The sequence below is a fragment of the Bacillus sp. FSL K6-2861 genome (assembly GCF_038630725.1).
Taxonomy (GTDB): Bacteria; Bacillota; Bacilli; order Bacillales; family Bacillaceae; genus Bacillus; species Bacillus velezensis.
In genome coordinates this window covers 775,680-796,225 of the sequence record NZ_CP152037.1, presented here as the reverse complement: position 1 = coordinate 796,225, position 20,546 = coordinate 775,680, and the positions used below count along the sequence as shown (strand labels likewise).

12 protein-coding genes and 1 pseudogene are annotated in these 20,546 nt (G+C 46.1%); 3 read left to right on the top strand and 10 right to left on the bottom strand.

All coding sequences use genetic code 11. From position 1 onward, the window contains the following. Positions 1-39: 39 nt before the first annotated feature. Entirely contained in the window at positions 40-312 is a 273-nt protein-coding gene (locus NYE62_RS03870) for an acylphosphatase (RefSeq protein ID WP_015239384.1), read from the top strand. Here NYE62_RS03870 and nosA read toward each other — a convergent pair. The 9 genes from nosA to NYE62_RS03825 all read right to left on the bottom strand — a co-directional run bounded on the left by nosA (position 306) and on the right by NYE62_RS03825 (position 15,282). Then, positions 306-1,397, bottom strand: a complete 1,092-nt coding sequence (nosA, locus tag NYE62_RS03865) for a nitric oxide synthase (RefSeq protein ID WP_007408487.1) — start codon at positions 1,395-1,397, stop codon at positions 306-308. The two genes, NYE62_RS03870 and nosA, sit on opposite strands and share 7 nt — an antisense overlap. A 123-nt stretch (positions 1,398-1,520) precedes the next feature. Next, positions 1,521-2,315 carry an MBL fold metallo-hydrolase gene (locus NYE62_RS03860; RefSeq protein WP_039062768.1) on the bottom strand — a complete coding sequence of 265 codons (795 nt, stop codon included), beginning with the start codon at positions 2,313-2,315 and terminating at the stop codon, positions 1,521-1,523. Positions 2,316-2,366: 51 nt separating this feature from the next. Next, positions 2,367-3,665 (bottom strand): citrate:proton symporter, encoded by a 1,299-nt coding sequence (locus NYE62_RS03855; RefSeq protein WP_007408485.1) that lies wholly within the window; start codon positions 3,663-3,665, stop codon positions 2,367-2,369. A 192-nt stretch (positions 3,666-3,857) separates the two neighbouring features. Further along, positions 3,858-4,820: a tripartite tricarboxylate transporter substrate-binding protein gene (locus NYE62_RS03850; RefSeq protein WP_095352306.1), complete on the bottom strand. Its 963-nt coding sequence runs from the start codon at positions 4,818-4,820 to the stop codon at positions 3,858-3,860. A 12-nt stretch (positions 4,821-4,832) separates the two neighbouring features. Further along, the gene (locus NYE62_RS03845; RefSeq protein ID WP_007408483.1) at positions 4,833-5,513 is read right to left on the bottom strand and encodes a response regulator; all 681 of its coding nucleotides are present in this window, start codon (positions 5,511-5,513) and stop codon (positions 4,833-4,835) included. Then, the gene (locus tag NYE62_RS03840) at positions 5,510-7,114 is read right to left on the bottom strand and encodes a sensor histidine kinase (RefSeq protein ID WP_342497254.1); all 1,605 of its coding nucleotides are present in this window, start codon (positions 7,112-7,114) and stop codon (positions 5,510-5,512) included. Before NYE62_RS03840 ends, NYE62_RS03845 begins: the two co-directional genes overlap by 4 nt. A gap of 240 nt (positions 7,115-7,354) precedes the next feature. Continuing rightward, positions 7,355-8,008 carry a class A sortase gene (locus NYE62_RS03835; RefSeq protein ID WP_025284410.1) on the bottom strand — a complete coding sequence of 218 codons (654 nt, stop codon included), beginning with the start codon at positions 8,006-8,008 and terminating at the stop codon, positions 7,355-7,357. Positions 8,009-8,115: 107 nt separating this feature from the next. After that, a complete protein-coding gene (locus NYE62_RS03830; RefSeq protein ID WP_342497253.1) occupies positions 8,116-14,025 on the bottom strand; it encodes a SpaA isopeptide-forming pilin-related protein in 5,910 nt (1,969 codons plus the stop codon). A gap of 180 nt (positions 14,026-14,205) precedes the next feature. After that, on the bottom strand, positions 14,206-15,282 hold the full coding sequence (locus NYE62_RS03825) for a response regulator (RefSeq protein WP_144464589.1): 1,077 nt from the start codon (positions 15,280-15,282) through the stop codon (positions 14,206-14,208). Positions 15,283-15,516: 234 nt separating this feature from the next. Between NYE62_RS03825 and NYE62_RS03820 the strand changes: the two are divergent. Next, positions 15,517-17,400, top strand: a pseudogene (locus NYE62_RS03820) (sensor histidine kinase); the annotation flags it as partial. A gap of 72 nt (positions 17,401-17,472) precedes the next feature. Then, positions 17,473-18,552, top strand: a complete 1,080-nt coding sequence (locus NYE62_RS03815; RefSeq protein WP_260854894.1) for a response regulator — start codon at positions 17,473-17,475, stop codon at positions 18,550-18,552. A 154-nt stretch (positions 18,553-18,706) separates the two neighbouring features. Here NYE62_RS03815 and NYE62_RS03810 read toward each other — a convergent pair whose 3' ends face one another. Next, positions 18,707-20,482: an exosporium glycoprotein BclB-related protein gene (locus tag NYE62_RS03810; protein ID WP_342497252.1), complete on the bottom strand. Its 1,776-nt coding sequence runs from the start codon at positions 20,480-20,482 to the stop codon at positions 18,707-18,709. Positions 20,483-20,546: the final 64 nt, after the last annotated feature.

Genomic DNA, 20,546 nt, shown 5'->3' with positions numbered 1-20,546 from the left:
ATCTTTCCTTTATCATAGTAAGAAAAAGGTGGTTTTTCCATGCTTCAATATCATATGATTGCAGACGGCCGGGTTCAGGGCGTAGGTTTTCGCTACTTCGTCCAGATGGAAGCCGACAGACATAAGGTAGCCGGCTGGGTAAAAAACCGTGATGACGGCCGGGTGGAAATCCTTGCCGAAGGTCCTGAAGAGTCGTTAAAACAATTTGCCGAAGCAGTCAGAAAAGGCAGCCCCTTCTCAAATGTCACAGGCGTAACCATCGAAGAATCACACCGTCTGAAAGGGTACCGCACTTTTACCATCAGTTACTGATAAGGCTTGTCCTGATAATAATAATTCGGCTTCACAATCGTATTGTCATATGATTTATGGAAAATGTGGGTGGAAGCCGGCGAGATCGGCGGAATCAGCCAGGTCCAGTCGCCCGTCAGCTTTCTGCCCGCGTCTTGTTCCTGTTCTTCAAAGCGTTTAAATTGATTCGCCGCCGTATGGTGATCGACAATGCTGACACCGTGTTTTTTGTATGAATAGAGCACTGCTTTATTCAGTTCCACCAGCACCTGATCTTTCCACAGGTCGGTATTCAGGCTGGCGGAAATCCCCATGACCGCAGCGGCTTTTTTGAGCATATCATACCGTTTTTCGTCAGCAAGGTTCCTTGCGCCGATTTCGGTTCCCATATACCATCCGTTAAAAGGCGCCGCGTTGTACGACAGCCCGCCGATTTCAAGCCTCATATCGGCGATAATCGGAACCCCGTACCATCTGAGATTTAAATCGGCAAACTCTTCAATATCCGGATGGGTGATCGGCACTTCTTTCACGAGCGTCTGAGGCAGGTCATACCAGACCGGCTGCCCGTCCCCTTTCATCCGGAAAAGCAGCGGCAGAATATCAAAATCGGTCCGCTTCCCGCGCCAGCCGAGTTTTTCGCAGACAGCCGTCAGCTCATATGATGCCGGATCACCGACTCTTCCTTTTTCAGTCTCATATCCCGCATAGCGGATGAGCTGGTGATTCCAGATCTCCACTTGTTTTTCCCCATTCTTCTCAGGAGGGAAAATCGTAATCGTCGGTTTAATTTTTCCGCCGTTCGTGGCGATTTTGATATGTTCAAATAATGCGTCGCGCACCTCTTCTTTCGTGTTCACACCGCGCCGGTCAATGACGTTCAGCGATTGCCAGAACAGACGCCCGATACAGCGGTTGCTGTTGCGCCACGCCATTTTCGCCCCGTGTTCAAGCTCTTCCGCCGTATGAACGTAACTTCCTGTCCGATCTATCTCATCTTTTATCGCGTGTAGACGCGCGTTGATTTGCGATTCCATTCCGAGTTCCTGATAGCAGACATCAATAAAATCCTTCGCCTCATCCCAAAGTATTTCCGTATGTTTCAAAAAACTCTCTCCTTCAATTTACATCTGTTTCCCATTGTATCGTTTTTAGGAGTGAACACAATGGTTTTTTTGTATCATACTGGAAACTGCAAAGAAAAAACACCTGTGATGTTCGCAGGTGTTTTACAAAACGGAATGCAGTTTTTCAGCCAGTGTAAGCAAATCCTCACGGTAGTTTTTTCCCGTCATCGGAATTCCGTGACCCGTCAAAAGCGCTTCCGGCTCCAGTTCGGCCAGTTTCTGAACGGATGCGGCCGCCGTCTGCGTATCCGCTGTAAAATAAGCGGGCGGCCCGTGAAGCTCTTGCTTTTGAATGACAACGTCCGCAAGCGATTCCTGTTCAACAGTGATCACGGCATCACCGGCAAGCAGAACGCGGTCTTTATCCCGGAATAATGAAATATGGCCGGGTGTGTGACCGGGCGTATGCACCCATTTCCATTCTTCAAGAAACGGAACGGTACCGTCTGAAGGCAGTGCCTGAACGGACGGAATGCGGATCGAATGGCGCGGAAACAGCGGTGACAGCTTTGCGACAAGCCCTTTTTTCGCATCGGGCCTGGCAGGCGGATAATCCGCTTTCCCTGTGACGTACGGGAGCTCCTTTTCATGAATGTAAACCGGCACATCCCAAAGCTCAAGCAGCTCTTCAATCGCACCGACATGATCAAAATGACCGTGTGTCAAAATGACCGCCTTCAGCTGATACCCCTCTTTGAATCGGCGTTTCATTTCTTCTGTTATCATCTCTGCCGATTGCGGCATTCCCGCGTCAACCAGAATGATTTCCCGCGGAGCTGAGGGATTTTCGATAAAGTAAACATTCGCAATCTGCACGGTCAGTCCGTAAACGCCGTCCGCCGCTTTAAAACCGGCGCCGCTTCTCACTGAAAAAAGCGGCATAAACGGATCACTCATCATGGCACCTCCTCTGATGCCTTTAGTGTGCGACGAACCGGGTGTTTTATGTTAAAAAATCGTGATTGCGCCGATGATGAGCGCAAAGGCCGTCATGACGATAACGGCAAGAACCGCCCATTTCATCGCAAACTTCTGGTGTTCATCAATGGTGACCCCGGCAAGCCCGACTAATAAATGCGTCGACGGCACGAGCGGGCTTAACATATGAATCGGCTGGCCGATGATCGAAGCGCGGGCGATTTCCACCTTATCTACACCGTACGCCACGGCGGTCTCGGACAAAATGGGCAGCACGCCGTAAAAATAGGCGTCATTGGGCATCAGAAACGTAAAGATACCGCTCGTTAAGGCAACAATCGCCGGAATAAATCCCCCCATCTGTTCCGGAATAAGCGATACGAGGGAAATGGCCATCTCATCAACCATCTTCGTCCCCGTTAAAATTCCGGTAAACACGCCTGCGGCAAAAATCATCGAACCGATCGCAAGCACATTGCTCGAATGGGCTGAAATACGCTCCCTTTGATCGTTAAGCTTCGGATAGTTGACAATCAGCGCGATACAAAACGCAATGATGAACAGCACGGTTAAATTCACTTTTCCTGACACTAAAAATCCCACTAAAGAAAGCGTTAACAGTAAATTGAACCACCACAGTTTCGGCCGCCTCCATTCATCTTCCGCAGCCGCAGCCGTTTCATTTGTATGGGACGGCTGCTTTAATTCGATCACCCCGAGCCGTTTCCTTTCCATCCTTCCGAGTACATAAGCGACCACAATCATACACACCATTCCGCTGGCAATGACAGGCAGCATCGGCCCCGTCAGCTCTGCCGGGTCAACGCCGAGCGCACTCGCCGCACGCGGCGTCGCGCCGCCCCATGGTATCGTGTTCATGATACCCATGCCGACACCGGCGATTCCCGCTAAAATAATCGGACGGATTCCGAGCATGATATACAAAGGCAGCATTGCGCTTGTCGTAATCATATACGTCGTCGAGCCGTCTCCGTCCAGTGCGACAAGCATGGTCAAAACGGCTGTTCCGACTACAATTTTGAGCGGGTCGCCTTTAACCAGCTTTAAAATACGCGACACCATCGGATCAAATAAACCGGTATCAATCATAATGCCGAAATAAAGAATCGCGAACATAATCATGACTGCAATCGGCGCCACCTGTTCAATCCCGGAAATCATCATCTCGCCGACCCGGTTAAAAGAAAACCCGGCAAACAGCGCAAACACGATCGGCGTTAATACGAGCGCCGTTAACACTGAAAGCCGTTTTGTCATAATCAGCACCATAAAAACAAGCATCATAAGAAAGCCTAAGATTGCTAACACAGTATGTCCCCCTTATTATGAATACGCTTACATTTTAAAGGCCCGATCCCCTTTATCCGCCTTTTTGCTATCTTATGAGAATTGGATATTGAAGTAAATATTTTGGATTTTAAAGATTTTTAATTTTTTATAACCTTTTCGTTCATTTTGTTCATTTATAAATAAAAAGCCTCCCGCAAATATGCGGAAGGCTTATTTTTCGCTGCTCATCATCTCTTCATAAAACTCGGTCTGCTCTTCTAAAAAGCGTTTTGCGCCGCTGCTGTTTTTATAAAAGCTCTCCCAATCCCGTTTTTTCAACATTTGCTTCCACTCCGCGGATGAGGTAATCTGTTTCAAAGCCTGATCCCAATAGGCGATCTCGCCTTCGGTCATGTCTTTCGGCCCCATGATGCCTCTCCAGTGCGCAAAGACAAACGGCACCCCCTGCTCTTTCCATGTCGGCACATCGCTGAAGCCGGAGAGCCTTTTGTCCGACGTAACGGCCGCCAATGTGATTTTCCCTTTCCAATAGGCGTCTCTCGCTTCTGAAATGGTCATTGAGGCGGCGTCTATCTCGTGGCTGATAAGAGCTTCAATGACTTCATTGCTGCTCCCGTATTGAAAAAAGCGGATATCAAACGGAGAAATTCCGGCCATTTCCGCCGCTCTCGCAAAGGAGAGCTGGTCATCATTTCCGAGGCCGGGCGCAAATCCGATTTTTATGCCGCCCGGATGTGCTTTAATATCGCCGAGCAGCCGCTTTCCGCTTTTTATCTTTGAATCCTTCGGAAGAGCGACGGTCTGCCACTCTTTTGCGATAATGGCCAAAGGCGTAAAATCAGCTGCCTTCAGCCGGCTTTGTCCCAAAATTTCATTGCTTAACAGCAGGCTTGAATTCATACTGATGACATCCGTTTTTCGTTCGTTTACATATTTCCAGCCGCTGTCTCCGCCTCCGCCGGGTTTATAGACGATCTTTACGGGCCGGCCTAATATTTGCTTCCGCTCTATTACCGATTGCAAAGCTTTTGCCGTTACGTCCCAGCCCCCTTGAGGCGCTGCCGGGACGACAATTTCAACCGGCCCTTCGGCTGAACGGATGCCCGCCATCTGCCGTCCGTCAAAAGAAACCAGCGCCGCCAGCATGACAAGAAGCACTCCCAACCGCTTCATTTCTCCCATCCCTTATTCATGTGCTAAATAATATTTCCGTTCCGGCCTGCCGATAATGCCGTACTCTAATTCAGCGAGCGCTTCTTCCTGAGAAACGAGAAACTCGGCGTAGCGCCGCGCCGTTGTTCTGGAGGCGCCCATTTTTTCGCCCAGTTCTTCGGCCGTCATCCCTTTTTGGGCTGCCCTGAGCGCGTTTTTGATTTTTTGAAGTGTAATCGAATTAATCCCGGTCGGCAGATCATTGAGCTGTTTTTGTTCTTTCTGACCGCTTCCGAAAAACATGTCGATAACGGACTGGCTCAGCTCCGGCTGTGAGTGCAGCCATTCTCTTTTTTCACGGTACTGCAAAAGCACTTCTGTAAATTTATGTGCCGACACCGGCTTTATGACATAGTGGGAAACGCCTGATCTGAGCGCTTCCTGCAGCAGTCTTGTTTCGGCAGAAGCTGTAATAATGATGATATCAACGGAAGGAAAACGGCCACGGATGAGGGGAAGCAGATCTGTCCCCAGCTCATCCGGCATATAAATATCCAAAAGCAGCAGATCAGGCTGCCGTTTCTCAAGCAGCGATATGGTGTCTTTGGCATTGATTGCTTTACCGATGACATTGAATCCATCAAGATGTTCGATAAATTTTTCGTGAATTTGCGCTATTCGAAAGTCGTCCTCTGCAATCGCGATGTTAATCACACCGATTCCCCCTTTGGCGTTTCTTTCGGTATAAACACCGTAAATACGGCACCGCCGCTCTTTTGCTGCGAAATCTCTATCGATCCCTGCAATTCACTGACGGCTTCTTTTAGATTGGCTAAGCCGTATCCTCTCCTCGTCCCCTTTGAAGAGTAGCCCTTTTCAAATATGGTTTCTGTTTTTTCCTGAGGCACGCCGTCTCCTGAATCCGCCACTTCGATGACGATATCCCTGCCGATATCGGTCATAAAAAAGACGACCTCTTTTTTCTCTTTTTCGGCGACGGCTTCGAAAGCGTTATCAATAAGATTTCCGATGATTGTAATGAGCTGGGATGAGCCCACATGCTCCGGCAGCGATTCTAAAAAGCTGTTTTCATCTATTGAAAGCTTCACTTTCTTCTCAGACGCCTTTCCCATTTTTCCTAATAGTATGGCCTGAACCCGCTGTGAATGAATGTTTTGAAAGAGGATTTCATGCTGTTCATTCTGGATGGCGTACTCTTCTTTTATCAGTTCAATGGCTTCATTATATTCTCCCAGCTCTAACAGACCGAGGATCGCGTAAAGCTTATTCGAGAATTCATGCGTTTGCGCCCGAAGATCCTCTGAGTATTTTTTCATTTCAGTCAGCTTGTTAATCAGTTTCTTGAGCTCTGTTTTCTCCCGGAAGCTGATCACCGCTCCGTATACTTGTCCGGTCTGCTTCATTTCTTTCACGTTTAAGATAAATACTTTATCTCCGGCACGCACCTCCACGTTCGGCGGTAATTCTCCCCCTGCCAACACCGGCATGAGATTTGCGCCCGGCATGATTTCTTTTATATGCCTTCCGATCATCGGTTCCGGAAGATTCAGCATATCAGCCGCAGATAAATTCATCATGGTTACCGCGCCTTCTTTGTTTACGGCGATAATCCCTTCTTTAATCGCAAGGAGCATCGCATTGCGCTCCCTGTACAGTGCTGCAATTTCATGCGGTTCAAGGCCGAGTGTATCTTTACGGATGCTTTTTGCGAGCGCCGCCGCTCCCCCGATGCCGATAAGAAACACCAAACATGCAAAATAGCCTAAATGCCGCAGATGCGCTTTCATATCTTTTTCTATCTCATCTTGTAAAAACTCGACTGTCACCGTTCCGACGACTTCGTTATGATTTTTTTCCTCCAAAATAACCGGGGCGCTCCCCCGGACAGCCTTCATTCCGTCGGAAACCGGTGACCCGCCGAACATGACGGTTTTATTTTGCAAATTTTGATTTTCTTTCGGAATACTGCTTCGGGCCGAATGAAATGCAACATGCCCTTTTTGATCAGTGATGTAGACGGCGTGCGCGCCTGCCTGTTCTTTCATTTGTTCAATGACGTCTAACTTTGTAAAAGCCTCTTGATCCGCAAGCCGGAACGCCTCTTTTACGGGAGGCATATATGAAATGGTTTTTGCCATTTGCACCGCCAGCTGTTCAGCCTGCTTCTGGCCTTCCTTTAATTGCTGAAAGGCAAATATAACTGTGAGCGTTCCGATGACAAGTATTAATAAAGCCGCAATTAATCCGGCGATTTTCATTTGCAGAGAGACATAAAACCGCTTCGCTTCCAACACAGCACCAGCCGTCCTTTCCTCCTAAAATCATACCATTTTTTAAATCTTTATTTCTCATTTTTGAGAATTTTCGTGATCTTTTTCTCTTGTCATTTCTTTTAAAAAGTGCAGTCTGGTATAATTTCCCTCAAGAGAGATAAGAAGGATAACTTTTTATAATCGCTGCGCAAAAAAAGACTGACAGAAGCCAGTCTCGGGATGTTTCACAACGGACGTATATTCAGTTGACAAAGTGTTTCTCTATGATGGCCGAGATACATTTGAATGACCTGAAATATCAATCAATTTTCCTTTGACGGCCAGGCGTCCTTCGGTTCTTACCGCCTTGTCGCATGTGATTAATGTAATCTCTTTATCTTTTGTCTCCTGAATTGCGTTTGCTTCTATTTCTGAAATCATGGTTTTTGATGTTACAGAATAAATATAGTCTTTTCTAAAGTCGGTCATCACGATTTGCGCGCCTTTTTTTATGTGTAAAAGAGGGCCGAACAATAGGTTCTCCTGCTTCAGATGGTGGCCTGCCAACGGGTAGTTTCCCTCGCCCATTTTCTGATCCGGACGCATAGTTGCCGCGCCGATCAGCAGGTTTTCATTGGTTGTGCCTTTTAAAATCGGAAGGTCTAAATCGATGCTGCTGATGGTTATCCGTCCGATTATCGGTTTTGGTTTGCGATTAAAACTTGACTGAACTGTTTCCCTGAAACCGGGCGGATGAATGGATTCAAAATCATAGTCCGCTTTTTTCATGTTATTTTTCCGCGCTTGTTCTGCGGTTAATTCCGATTCAATTTGGCTTTTACTGAGGTACGCGATCAAACAGCCTTTCATGAGAGGTGAGGAAATGAGAAGCAGCCCGGACAAAATAAGAACGGCAATGATCATTTTTTTAACCATGAAGAAAATTCCTTTCTTGTACGTCATGCGGTGAGTATTTGGTGAGAAATGATTCTCTTTTTAAAAAAGCACCTGATCGATTCTTACATGATCAGGTGCGATAACGTCTATCTATTCCTTGCTTTCTTCTTTCTTGATACAACAGCCGCGGCTCCGCCGGCTAATAGCAGCAGAATACCGGCCGTGACCGGCATCATACCGTCCGTATCACCGGTTTTCGGCAGGTTTTTGCCTGTATCCGAGTGATTGGTTTTACCATTGGTATCAGGGTGATGCCCGCCTTGATTCGTTTGATGATTCGGTGTGTCTTTCCCAGGTGCGGGATTTTTTAATTTCTTATTAGAAACGACGACCTCAACGGCTTTTGACTGTCCTTTTTCAATTGTGAATTCAATTGGTTTTTCGTTCAGCTGATAGCCGTCAGGCGCTTTTGTTTCGATAAATCGATACTGCCCGGGCGCTAATCCTTTCACCGTAAACCGGCCCTTTTGATCCGTCTTCCATACCGCCGGCCGTTCTTTGCTGCCGCCGGTGTTTACCGGACGTCCGGCAGAATCCGTGATCTTGAATTCAGCACCTTCCAGCACCTTATTTTTATCGTCATGATCCACTTTTGTCAGTGTGACATCACCAGGCGTCAGTGTATTCTCCGCACTGATTTCGACTGGTTTTATGTCGGTATTTGTGATCTTGAATGATATTGGCGTTTGATCCAAACTGTAAAGTTCAGGCGCTTTTGTTTCGATAAATTGATATTCGCCTGCTTTGAGTCCCCGTACATTAATTTGTCCGTGCTCATCTGTCGTCAGACCCTCTGTCAGTACTTTGCCGTTTGCATCTGTCAGATTAAACTTCGCACCTTGCAGGACTTTCCGTTTGTCACCTTGATCCGATTTTGTGAGAACAACACTGTTCTTGATGTTAACTGCAGTCAGGGAAGCCTGATCCGGTTTTCCGCTGTTCTCAGTCTTAATCGTAAACGGCACAGGGGTTGTTGACAGCAGATAACCATCCGGCGCTTTTGTTTCAACAAATTGATAGTTTCCGGGCGCCAAACCGCCGGCGTCAATTTTGCCGCCTTCTTTTGTCATCAGATCGTCTCTTACGGTTTTTCCATCACTGTCAATGATTTTAAATTCTGCACCGTCTAAAACGTTTCCGTCTTGATCCTTCTTGATCAGCTGGACAGAGCCTTTATAGTTGACTGCCGTTCCTGCGTCAGTTGACTCCGGCTTTCCTTCCGCTGTTTCTGAGATGGTAAACTCTTTTTTCTCCGTATTTAACACATAACCGTCGGGTGCTTTCGTTTCAATGAAGGCGTAATGACCCGGTGCAAGACCGGATGTTTCTACTTTTCCGTCCTTATCTGAAACCAGATCTTCTTTAACCGTTTTTCCATCACGGTCGACGATTTTGAAGACTGCACCTTCAAGCTTCTTGCCTTCCGCATCTTCCTTCGTCAGCCGGACAGAGCCTTTATAGTTGACGGCCGTTCCTGCGTCAGTTGACTCCGGCTTTCCTTCCGCCGATTCTGAGATGGTAAACTCCACTTTCTCCGTATTTAACACATAACCGTTGGGCGCTTTCGTTTCGATGAAGGCGTAATGACCGGGTGCAAGGCCGGATGTTTTTACTTTTCCGTCCTTATCTGAAACCAGATCTTCTTTAACCGTTTTACCATCACTGTCGATGATTTTGAAAACTGCACCTTCAAGGTTTCGGCCTTCCGCACCTTCCTTCGTCAGCCGGACAGAGCCTTTATAGTTGACGGCCGTTCCCGCGTCAGTTGACTCCGGTTTTCCTTCCGCTGTTTCTGAGATGGTAAACTCCACTTTCTCCGTATTTAACACATAACCGTCGGGCGCTTTCGTTTCGATGAAGGCGTAGTGACCGGGTGCAAGGCCGGATGTTTCTATTTTTCCGTCCTTATCTGAAACCAGATCTTTCTGAACCGTTTTACCATCCTGGTCGACGATTTTGAAAACTGCGCCTTCAAGATTCCCGCCGTCTGCATCTTTCTTCGTTAAAGCGGCTTTTCCTTTATAATTCACCATTGATCCCAATTCAACATCAGGTACTTGATTCTTTTCGTTCTTTGCGATTGAGAAGTGAATAGCTTTTGTGTTTACGATAAACCCTGATGGGGCTTTCGTCTCCATCAGCCGATAGTATCCGGCGGGCAAACCGTTTATCTCAACTTTCCCATTTTTATCGCTTTCAATATTATTTTTTATCAGAGTATAGGTACCGTCGCTTGATTTTTTCTCAAGCTTAAATACAGCACCGGCCAAAGGATTATTGTTTTCGTCTTTTTTGATAAGCGTCACCTTATTTTTTTGATTTATGACTTTATAGAGTGCTCCTGCTGCGGAGGATTTACCGTCAATCGTAACGGAGACCCCGTTTACATAGGCGTCGCTGATGGTGTAGCCGTCCGGAGCTTTTATTTCTTTCAGTACATAGGTTCCGTAACGGATATTCCCAAACGCAAGTTTACCGGCATCGTCTGTTGTGCCCGTACGAAGCAGCTGCTTGCCGTCTTTAGACCATAATTGAAAGTCGGCTCCTGAAAGAGATGTTCCGTCTGATCCTGTTTTAGATATCGTCAGGCTTCCCTTCTCTCCTGATCCTGAGCCGCCGCCGCTTGAAATGGCGACAAACACTGAGCTGTTGTTCTCTTGGGTCTGCTCCTCAACATTTGTCCCTGATATCGACACTTTGTTGCTGACCTGACCGCTGCTGCCGGAAATATTAATGAGAGAACGATATTGTATGACATACGCACGGTCGATTTGTTTATAGCTGCCTGTAAAGGTGAGGACAAATGATTGTTCACCGGTGGCATTGTCAGTTTTTATATCTAATTTATAGTCCTTATCTTTTTCAAGCTTCACATCACCCGGAATAAGATTTCCGCTGCTGTCTTTCATAACGCCGCTCTCATTATATTTTGCTTGATATACTTTAAAAGAATCTTCATCTATTATTTGATTCTCATCCGGGGTGTCTTTGACTTTTACGTCATCCAGTGTCGATTGGCTGGCATTGACATTGATGTTCCAATCGATATAGTTTCCGTTCTGTTTGCCGCCTTTAGAAATCAGGTTTCCTCCGTTTGCGATGGAAACTGAACCCGTCAGCGTTCGGTCTGCATGGTCATTATTAAAGTACTCTGCTTTGTTTGTGTATTGACTCTGTTTAATGACCTGGCCTTTTAATGACGTTTTAAATTCAATCAGGTATGGTAAAGCGTCATCTGTTTTGAGACGTACGATTAACGTATTTTTGTTGCCGTCTGACGGCTCTTCTATTTCATATTTTGAAGGATCCAGCGCCTCTCCTTCAGTGATGGAGCCGTTTTTGCTGATGGTATACGTTTTAACAGCAACCGATCCATGCAAAAATTGCTGACCATCTGTGATCGTATCTTTTATATAAGGATTTTTTGAAGGTTCGCCATTATAATTGATGCCGACTTTCCATGTGATTTCTTTTGAAACGGCGTTGTATGAGCCGTTTTTGAATCCGTTATGGGACGTCTGATTGTTCGGTGTGAAGCCGCTCGATTCCTTATTTGTGCGTTTGCCGCCGTTTTTATCCGTCCATGTCGACTCAGCCGTATTCTTAATGGGTTCGTTTGAAAAGTCAGCGTTGAATTTTGTCTTATACGTGATCTTAAACTGACTGTTTGTTTCTGCATAATCCCCGATCAATGCTATTGTAAAGCCTTGATTTCCGGGTTTTTTTGTTAATATATAGTCTGTTCCTTCTTTCAGCGTTTTGTTATCAGTCGTGTCTTGCATGTGAAATGAATCGTCAATGAGCGCCAGGCCTCCGCTGGTGAATTGATCATCCAGCGTCCAGTCTTTCATTGTGTAACCGTTTTTATTAACTGTGATTGTCCAATCAACCGTCTTCTTCTCATAGTCTGCATTTGAATAATTTTTGATCAGATTCTGCTGAATGGCGGTTCCCGGAGTTTCCTTTGATTCCCCTGTATCTGTCATTGCTGTATTGGTGTATTTGACAGGACTGTCAATAATGACCCCATCGTTGACTTGAGATTGATAAATGATCTTATATGCTCCTGTGACAGTTTGCTTGAATTTTATTTCAAAGCCGTTCCCGTTATCAGTCAGCGTATAATCCTCACCCTCTTTTAATGGGGCGCCCTCTTGTTCGCTGCCGTTCTGGCTGAATGTAATCGGAAGGACTTTCAATGAACCGGGAACAAGATGCAGATCGTCTGATCCGAACGTATCCTTGATGCCGGCTTTGGATTGATCAATCTTTTTCTCACCGTAGTTGTACATAACAGCCCAGCTGAACGTTTGGGATTCTCCTTTATAACCTGTCGAAGATTTTTCTATCATTTTTCCGTAACCCGCTGTTACGGAAGCTTCCGCAGAAATTGGCTCCGCATTGTCTCCGCTGAATGCCGCCTTGTTTGTCAGCGTGATGTTTCCGCCTTTACCCGGCTTTGCCTCATCTTTAATTTCCGTGTCATATATGAGCCGGTAGGCTGAATCGATCGTCCCGGCGAAGGTGACATTACCGTTTTCGCCAACGGTATAACCTGAAGTTATCTCATTTCCCTGACTCACCGAGCCGTCAATATTCACATCAAGTTCATACACTTTCACAGAGCGGAAAGTCAATTCGTCCGGAAGGCTTTCAGTCAATTTCGCATTTTTAACTTCTTCTTCCTTTTTATTAAGATCAACCGTCCACGTTACCTTTCCGGGATTAATACCTTTATCCAATGACCCTGATTTCTCAATGGTTTTATTGACATTCGGTTTAAAATAAACCGTTACGTCCGGCGTATCAGAGTTAACCGGAAACTTAATCTTTTGTGTGGTTGATCCTTTTATTTCTTTCTGATTGAATTGGGTGTTTACATACAATGACCCCTTGACGTTAGTATCTTCTTTTACCTCGCCGTTAAACGTCATGATGACATGGCCGCTCGTATTAATGGAAAAAGTTCCGTACGTACTATCGCCGTCGGTCAATGGCTGGTTCGTAATGTCATTATGCATGATAAATTCTTTAGGCAGATCAAATTCATATCGATCACCGTCGTTTATTGTTTTCCCCAGCTCATTCGGAATCGCCCATTGAATGGTGATATTTGCCGGAGAGTTCGTATTCGCAGGGTTGTTTTTGTCATATGGTTTTCCTTTTTCATCCGTCAATTTCACATCAGTTAAAATATTTTGCGTAATCCGGCTTCCGCCTGATTGAAGGCTTTTAGCGGCAGATTTGCTTGAAACCGCCATTTTTGATTGACTGCGTTTAGCAGAAGGTTTTGATTTCGTTTTCTGTTCTGCTTTATCACCGCCGTCCGCAGATGCTGATTTTTTCTCTGTCTTTTCCTGAGGTTCAGCAGGTGTTGAAGAGGTGTTTTTTTCTGTTTCGGAATCCGTTGTTCCGTCTTTCTTCACAGGTATTAACACCTGCTGGGTCTTGCCGGCATCCAGTTGAAAAAGAGCTTTTGCCATTTTCGTCTCATCTGTTATGTCGGGAGTAAACTTCGCCGACAGTGTAATGGAGCCTTTGGCATCCCCGGCATCTGCTTCAGCATCGTTCACTTTCACTTCCAGCGTGCTGCTGTCTGCTTCAGCTTTATATATACCGATCACCCGATCAGCTGATGTCAGCTCACCTTCGGCATCGTTATCTAATGTAAAACTTTCCGGAATCTTTAAGGTGATATTCCGGTCACTTGCATCTTCCTTGTTTTTTAGCGACCATTCGTATGTCAGTGTCACTTTATCTCCCGGTGCTAAAGCGGGCTCACTCCCTTTTGACCCGTCAACAGTCTGCTGTCTGCCGTCTTTGACTGCAACTGAATCAAAGAACCCGCTCTCGCTTTGTTGTGATCCGGAAGCGGCTGCGATCGGAGTAAAGCTGACAACTTGGCTGAAGATGAAAAACAGCGTAAAGCATGAAATTAATGCCGCCCTCAGCCTTTTGCTTTTTTTCGGGCTGAACGAAAAGTTCCTCACTCCCAATGTCTTATTCCTCCCCTTTTATATAGACTTACGTTCGAACAAGCCGGTAAGCATGGGATTCTCCTTATCCGAACCAAACTACATTGTATGAAATCGGCCTATACAAATTCTGTACATGGGATTATTTCAGAAATAACGCACAAAAAAAGACCGGCATCAGCCGGTCCGGTCATTCAATCGTCAATTGATTTTATCCTTCAATTGTTTATAGCGTTCGTATTCCTTTATCGCCTCTTCTACCTTTCCCAGTTTATTAAATAACTGCAGTTTGTATTGTATAATTTTATCGTCACCGGGCTCTATTTTCTCAACCTGCAGGCAAACGTCCATCGCTTGATGATCGTTCTTCTCTTGGATGAGAAAACCAATCAGTTCGTACGCTTTGCTGAGCCACAGATGGGCCAGACGCGCTTTTTCCGGCTCCGCCCACAGATAGCCATTCTCCATGAGATAATGGTTTTCATATGACATGACAATGTCCATGTGCCGGGTTAGTGCAGCTGCGCTGAGCGGGGGAGCCTCTTTTAATGTTTTTTCCCATTCAACTGTATCAACCTTTACCCCGGAAAGCCGGAGAATGTATCCTATATCAGTATTTTCTATTGATTGGCTGAAAGGCAGCTGACCGATTAATTTCCGTATCTGATATATTGTCGAGTAGAGCTGGGTGCTTGCTTTTGATACATCATAAGCAGGCCAAAACATCTCCATCAGCATGTCTTTACTGACCGTGCGCCCTTGATTAAGAAGTAAAAATGCATACAGTTCACGGGCTTTGGATGTTCTCCACTTGACTGTTATGTATGTTTTGACACCATTTACCGATTGATAAAAGTCCAGGTTCCCAAAACATTGTATAACATAATCCGTCCCGGTATTCTCTTCTGCCGTCCTGAGTTTTTTATTCATTCGGATCCGCTCAACAGTTGTCAGCAGCCGGGCATTGTCAACCGGTTTTAAAAGATAATCGACAGCATTTAATTCAAACGCTTTGATCGCGAATTCATTATAAGCGGTGATAAAAATAACTTGAATATGTTCATTGACCTCCTGAATCGATTCAGCAAGCTCAATACCGTTTATCCCGGGCATTTCAATGTCAAGAAACACCGCATCAGCTGCTGAAAGCTCCGAATGCTCCAGAACTTCTGCCGGATCTTGAAACGTTATAATAGATTGAAAGGCGTTTGTCCGCTCAAGCATACGATTAAAATGAAGCAATGCCAGTTCCTCATCATCCACAATTAACGCTTTCAAACCGCATCCCACCCGTCAATATAGATATATCTGAAAATAATTTCAATTATACCATGTCCAACGCCCTATATAGTTGGATTCTTTTTCTTTCTCTTGTTGTATTATAACGTTTGTGATTACAATATTTATACATTACATAAGATAATAGAATGCCCCTGAATGGGATAAAGGAGTAATGATGTGAAAGAAAAATTTATTTCGATTTCGATTATTTGCGGCTACGCTGCTTTCTTTATGATTTTTATGGTCCTGAATCATTTTTCAGGATCATCCCTCCCTCAAGCGGAACAGGGCGTGATTAATCTGGAAAAGTGGGATTTTCAAAAGGATGGAAATGTCCAGCTGAACGGGAAATGGATTCTATATCCAAATCAGATGCTGTCACCGCAGGCGCTTCATTCAGCAAAAGGAAAAAACCCCGTACTCGTTGATGTCCCCGTCAATGTGAAGCTGTTCGGAAAAACGGCCGATGTGGATTACGGGACGTACAAACTGACAATCCGATCAAATGAAGACAATCAGGTTTTGGGGATCAGCACATCTTATATCTACAGTTCAAACCGCCTTTATCTTAATGGGAAATTAATCGGACAGAGCGGCAATCCTACAGAAAAAGCTGATTTTAAGGCGCAGAACAAACCGTACAGCAGCTTTTTCAGGCTTCACAAGGGTGACAATGAACTTGTCCTGCATTTTTCGAATTTCGGAAAAGTTCCCGGCTGGGGGATCGCAAAACCGATAACGTTTGGGACTCAAGAACAAATTATACGCGAGAATCAAATTTCCTTTTTCAATGATTCCATTATGATTACGGCTTTTTTCATTACCGGTTTATATTTTCTCGGCTTTTTTCTGCAACGGACAAAGGATAAACATTTATTGTTCTTTTCCGTGATGTGTCTGCTTTTTTCAGCCATTATTCTTATGATCGGGAAAGAAAGAATTATCTTTCTCCTCTTTCCGTCTATTTCATTTTCATTGCTGAATTCCTTGCGTATCATCTCAACCGTGCTTGTCAGCATGGCGGTTTTTCTTTATCTCTTTTATGCATACAGAGAAATTGTTTCAAAAACGACGATCACCATTTTAACCGCTTTATCCGGGATCATCTTGATCACTGATTTTATGTCCGGAAGTTTCATTGACCACCTCTCATACATTTTACATTCTGTGCTTGCCGTTACGACTCTGTTTTATATTACATATATTTTTACGATTGCCGCCATAAGAAAAATAAAAGGAAGCACGTACCTTACACTCGCATCCGTCTCGATGAGCGCTTTTGTGATTCTTACGACCATTTCAGCTTACAGCGGCAAAACGGCTTTTTCTTTTAATTCGATCTATTCATTGCCGACAGTCATCGCTTTATTGGCGGTGGTTCTTCTGATGGCGCAGCAATTCGCCGGAGCTTTCCGGGACAATGAAGTCCTCTCACGGAAATTAGTCAAAATCGACCAACTGAAAGATGAATTTATCGCCAAAACTTCACACGAATTCAAGACGCCGCTGAACAGCATTATTAATATATGCCAAACCCTTGTAGCCGGCAGAAAAAAGAAGACGATAGAGGAAGAGAAAGAAAATATGCAGCTGATCATCCGTATGGGCTACAGACTTTCTGATCTCGTAAATGATATTCTTGACTTGGAAAAAATGAAGCAGGGTATGCTGCAGATTCGTCCGGTTCCCGTCGATGTGCGTGCCGTCATATGCAGTGAGATGAACTTCTACCGGCTTTTATCCAAACATAAAAAACTTGCCATTCTTAATCATGTGCCGGACGGTCTCCCTTTGGTGCTTGCAGATGAAAACCGATTCCGGCAAATCTTAACCAATCTTGTTGAAAACGCAATCAAGTACACATCCGAGGGGAACATTATTCTTTCTGCTGAAAGCCTGAATGACAAAATGATTCAAATCACGGTGACCGATACCGGCAGCGGCATTCCTGAGGCTGATCTTGAAACCATTTTTGATTCTTTTCAGCAAGCGGGAGGGACGGAAGAAGATGGAACGGGTTTAGGTTTAAGTATTGTGAAACAGCTCGTCAAGCTCCAAAACGGGGACATCTGGGCGGAGTCAGCGGCGGCGCAAGGATCAGCCTTTCATTTTACGTTACCCGCCGCTCAAATTGATTCTTTACCGGAAGCAAAGACCGAACTTCCTAAATCACATCCCGGGCAGAGAGTGTCGGATATTTCGCTGGTCACGCCTTATCACTCAGAAAAAATCGATGCTCCGACGATTCTGATCGTCGACGATAACATCGAGAGTTTGAAAATTTTAACTGATATGCTGGAAGGTGTTCCTTATAACGTAATCGCAGTAAAAAGCGGAAAAGAGGCGCTTCAAGCTGTCTCTTCCTCGAAGCTTGACTTGGTCATATTAGACTTGATGATGCCCGACATGACGGGTTTTGAAGTCTGCACAATCATCCGCGAAAGATTCAGCATGGTCGATCTGCCGGTTCTTATCGTTACGGCAGCCATTATCAGCCATGACAAATACAAGGCGTTTCATGCCGGAGCAAACGACATCTTACAGAAGCCTTATCATTACTCTGAATTCACCGCGCGTATTAAAAATTTAATTTTGATGAAGCATACAGCTCACCAAGCCACAAATTTAGAAATGGCATTTCTTCAGTCGCAGATTAAGCCTCATTTTCTATACAATGTATTAAATACGATCATCGCGCTCAGCCATTTGGATATTGAAAAAGCACGGGAAACGACTGCTGCATTTACAAACTATTTAAGGATGAGTTTTGATTTTCAAAACACTTCGGACATCAGCTCATTCAGAAACGAACTTTCTATCATTACGTCATATCTTTCTATAGAAAAAACACGCTTCGGCAAACGGATTGATATCCTTTTTGATATTGAACAGGACATTGACTTCCCCCTTCCGCCTTTAATGATACAGCCATTGGTGGAAAACGCCGTTCATCACGGGATCAGTAAGAAAAGAGGCGGCGGACGGATAAAGCTGACAGCGAAAAAACAAGGCGAAAACACGTATTTTATCAAAGTGGAGGATAATGGAACCGGCATCATGCCGGACATACAGAAAGATATTTTGTCTTCTGATGTTAATCGCAGTGTCGGCCTGAAAAATATCAATCGGCGGCTGAAGCATTTTTGCGGAAGCGAATTGACGATCACCAGCACCCCGGATGAGGGCACCGCTGTTTCGATGATGATTCACACTCCCGGCCCAACGGATGATTTGATCTCACTAAAAACGTCTTCATTAAGATACTGATTAACTTCAAAAGGCATGTAAATACTTCTGCCGGCTGTCGGGAAATTCCCGTCAGCCTTTATTTACCCAAAAAGACGCAAAAACAAAAAAGCTTGAAGAAAAAGTGATATCTTCTCCAAGCTTAGATGATCCGCACCAGTCTGGCCGTTTTCACTTAAGAAATCGTAACTCCCGCGCTTGCATATCCCGCCACTGTATTAATAAGCGAAAGGCCTGTCGCAGTGGCGGAGAATACCATTAACAGCCGGGTTTGAGGAGTTACCGCAATGTTCAGCCCTGTCGTGATTCCGTTGCTGATGCTGCCGATTGACAATATGCCGGTGAGGGGAGGAGCTAAAGTGACGGATGCTCCGGGGATCGGCGTGAACGTATTGTTCGGCACTGTGGAACTGTATAATTGTGCGGTTATCGTAACAGTCGAGCCGACAAGCGACAATGCTGCGGTTGTACTGAAATAGGCGGCAATTGATGTAATGGTTCCGCTTCTCGGAGCAGAAAAAGCAAAGTTCAGCAGAGTTCCTCCAGCCCCGGTAAGATCAATTGCACCTCCCCCTCCGACATTGACGCCCGTCACAGAATTGCCGAAGCCGACAAGGCTCACCGTTCCGATTAATCCGCCGGCAATGGTCGTCACGGCAGTTGGAAGACCTGAAGCATAGGGAATGATCGCGCCTGCTCCGGTTACTCCTGTTGCCCCGGTCGAGCCTGTTATCCCAGTAGCTCCTGTTGCTCCGGTTACTCCCGTTACCCCAGTTGCACCTGTTACTCCGGTCGCTCCCGTTACTCCAGTGGCTCCCGTTACCCCGGTCGAGCCTGTTACTCCGGTGGCTCCCGTTATCCCAGTTGATCCCGTTACTCCAGTGGCTCCCGTTATCCCAGTTACTCCGGTCGCTCCGGTTACTCCAGTTGATCCCGTTACCCCGGTGGCGCCGGTTATTCCTGTTGCTCCAGTATCCCCGGTTACTCCCGTTACCCCGGTCGAGCCTGTTACTCCGGTTGTTCCCGTTACTCCGATGGCTCCCGTTATTCCAGTTGCGCCGGTTACTCCCGTTGCTCCCGTTATCCCAGTTGATCCGGTTACTCCGGTGGCTCCCGTTATCCCAGTTGATCCCGTTACTCCAGTGGCTCCCGTTACCCCGGTGGCGCCGGTTATTCCTGTTGCTCCAGTATCCCCGGTTACTCCCGTTACCCCGGTCGAGCCTGTTACTCCGGTGGCTCCCGTTACCCCGGTTGTTCCCGTTACTCCGATGGCTCCCGTTATTCCAGTTGCGCCGGTTACTCCAGTGGCTCCCGTTATCCCAGTTGATCCGGTTACTCCGGTGGCTCCCGTTATCCCAGTTGATCCCGTTACTCCAGTGGCTCCCGTTATCCCGGTGGCGCCGGTTATTCCAGTCGAGCCTGTTACTCCGGTTGCGCCGGTTACTCCCGTTGCTCCCGTTACTCCGGTGGCACCGGTTATTCCAGTCGCACCGGTTGCTCCGGTCGAGCCCGTTACTCCCGTTGCTCCGGTGGCGCCGGTTGCTCCAGTCGCGCCGGGATCTCCAGTGACGCCGGTTACCCCAGTCGCTCCGGTATTCCCGGTCGAGCCCGTTGCTCCAGTGAATCCCGTTGCTCCAGTAAACCCCGTTGCTCCAGTGAACCCCGTTGCTCCAGTCAGCCCTGTTGCTCCGGTCAGCCCCGTTGCTCCGGTCAGCCCCGTTGCTCCGGTGAATCCTCTTACATGAAAATGATTTGGATGACAGCATGGACACCATCTTTCATGACAGCAAGAAGTTTTGCAACAGAATTCTTCACAGCAATGGGCCCGATTTTGATAACTGCGCCTTTGATTTCTTCTTTTATGTTGAAAATGACAGCAACAATCATTGCAATTCCGGCAGTCGTAATCCCAAGAGTCGTATCTGTTATACCAAGTATCTCCTTTTCTCATTACACCACCTCTATTTGCATAATATTTCCACGAGAAAAAAAGGTGTGGCAAAATCCCACTTCTA

Excerpts from the sequence above, each read along its gene's own strand:
- NYE62_RS03870 (WP_015239384.1), top strand. The coding sequence starts at position 40 with ATGCTTCAATATCATATGATTGCAGACGGCCGGGTTCAGGGCGTAGGT.
- NYE62_RS03860 (WP_039062768.1), bottom strand. The coding sequence starts at position 2,315 with ATGAGTGATCCGTTTATGCCGCTTTTTTCAGTGAGAAGCGGCGCCGGT.
- NYE62_RS03850 (WP_095352306.1), bottom strand. The coding sequence starts at position 4,820 with ATGAAGCGGTTGGGAGTGCTTCTTGTCATGCTGGCGGCGCTGGTTTCT.
- NYE62_RS03835 (WP_025284410.1), bottom strand. The coding sequence starts at position 8,008 with ATGGTTAAAAAAATGATCATTGCCGTTCTTATTTTGTCCGGGCTGCTT.
- NYE62_RS03810 (WP_342497252.1), bottom strand. The coding sequence starts at position 20,482 with ATGAGAAAAGGAGATACTTGGTATAACAGATACGACTCTTGGGATTAC.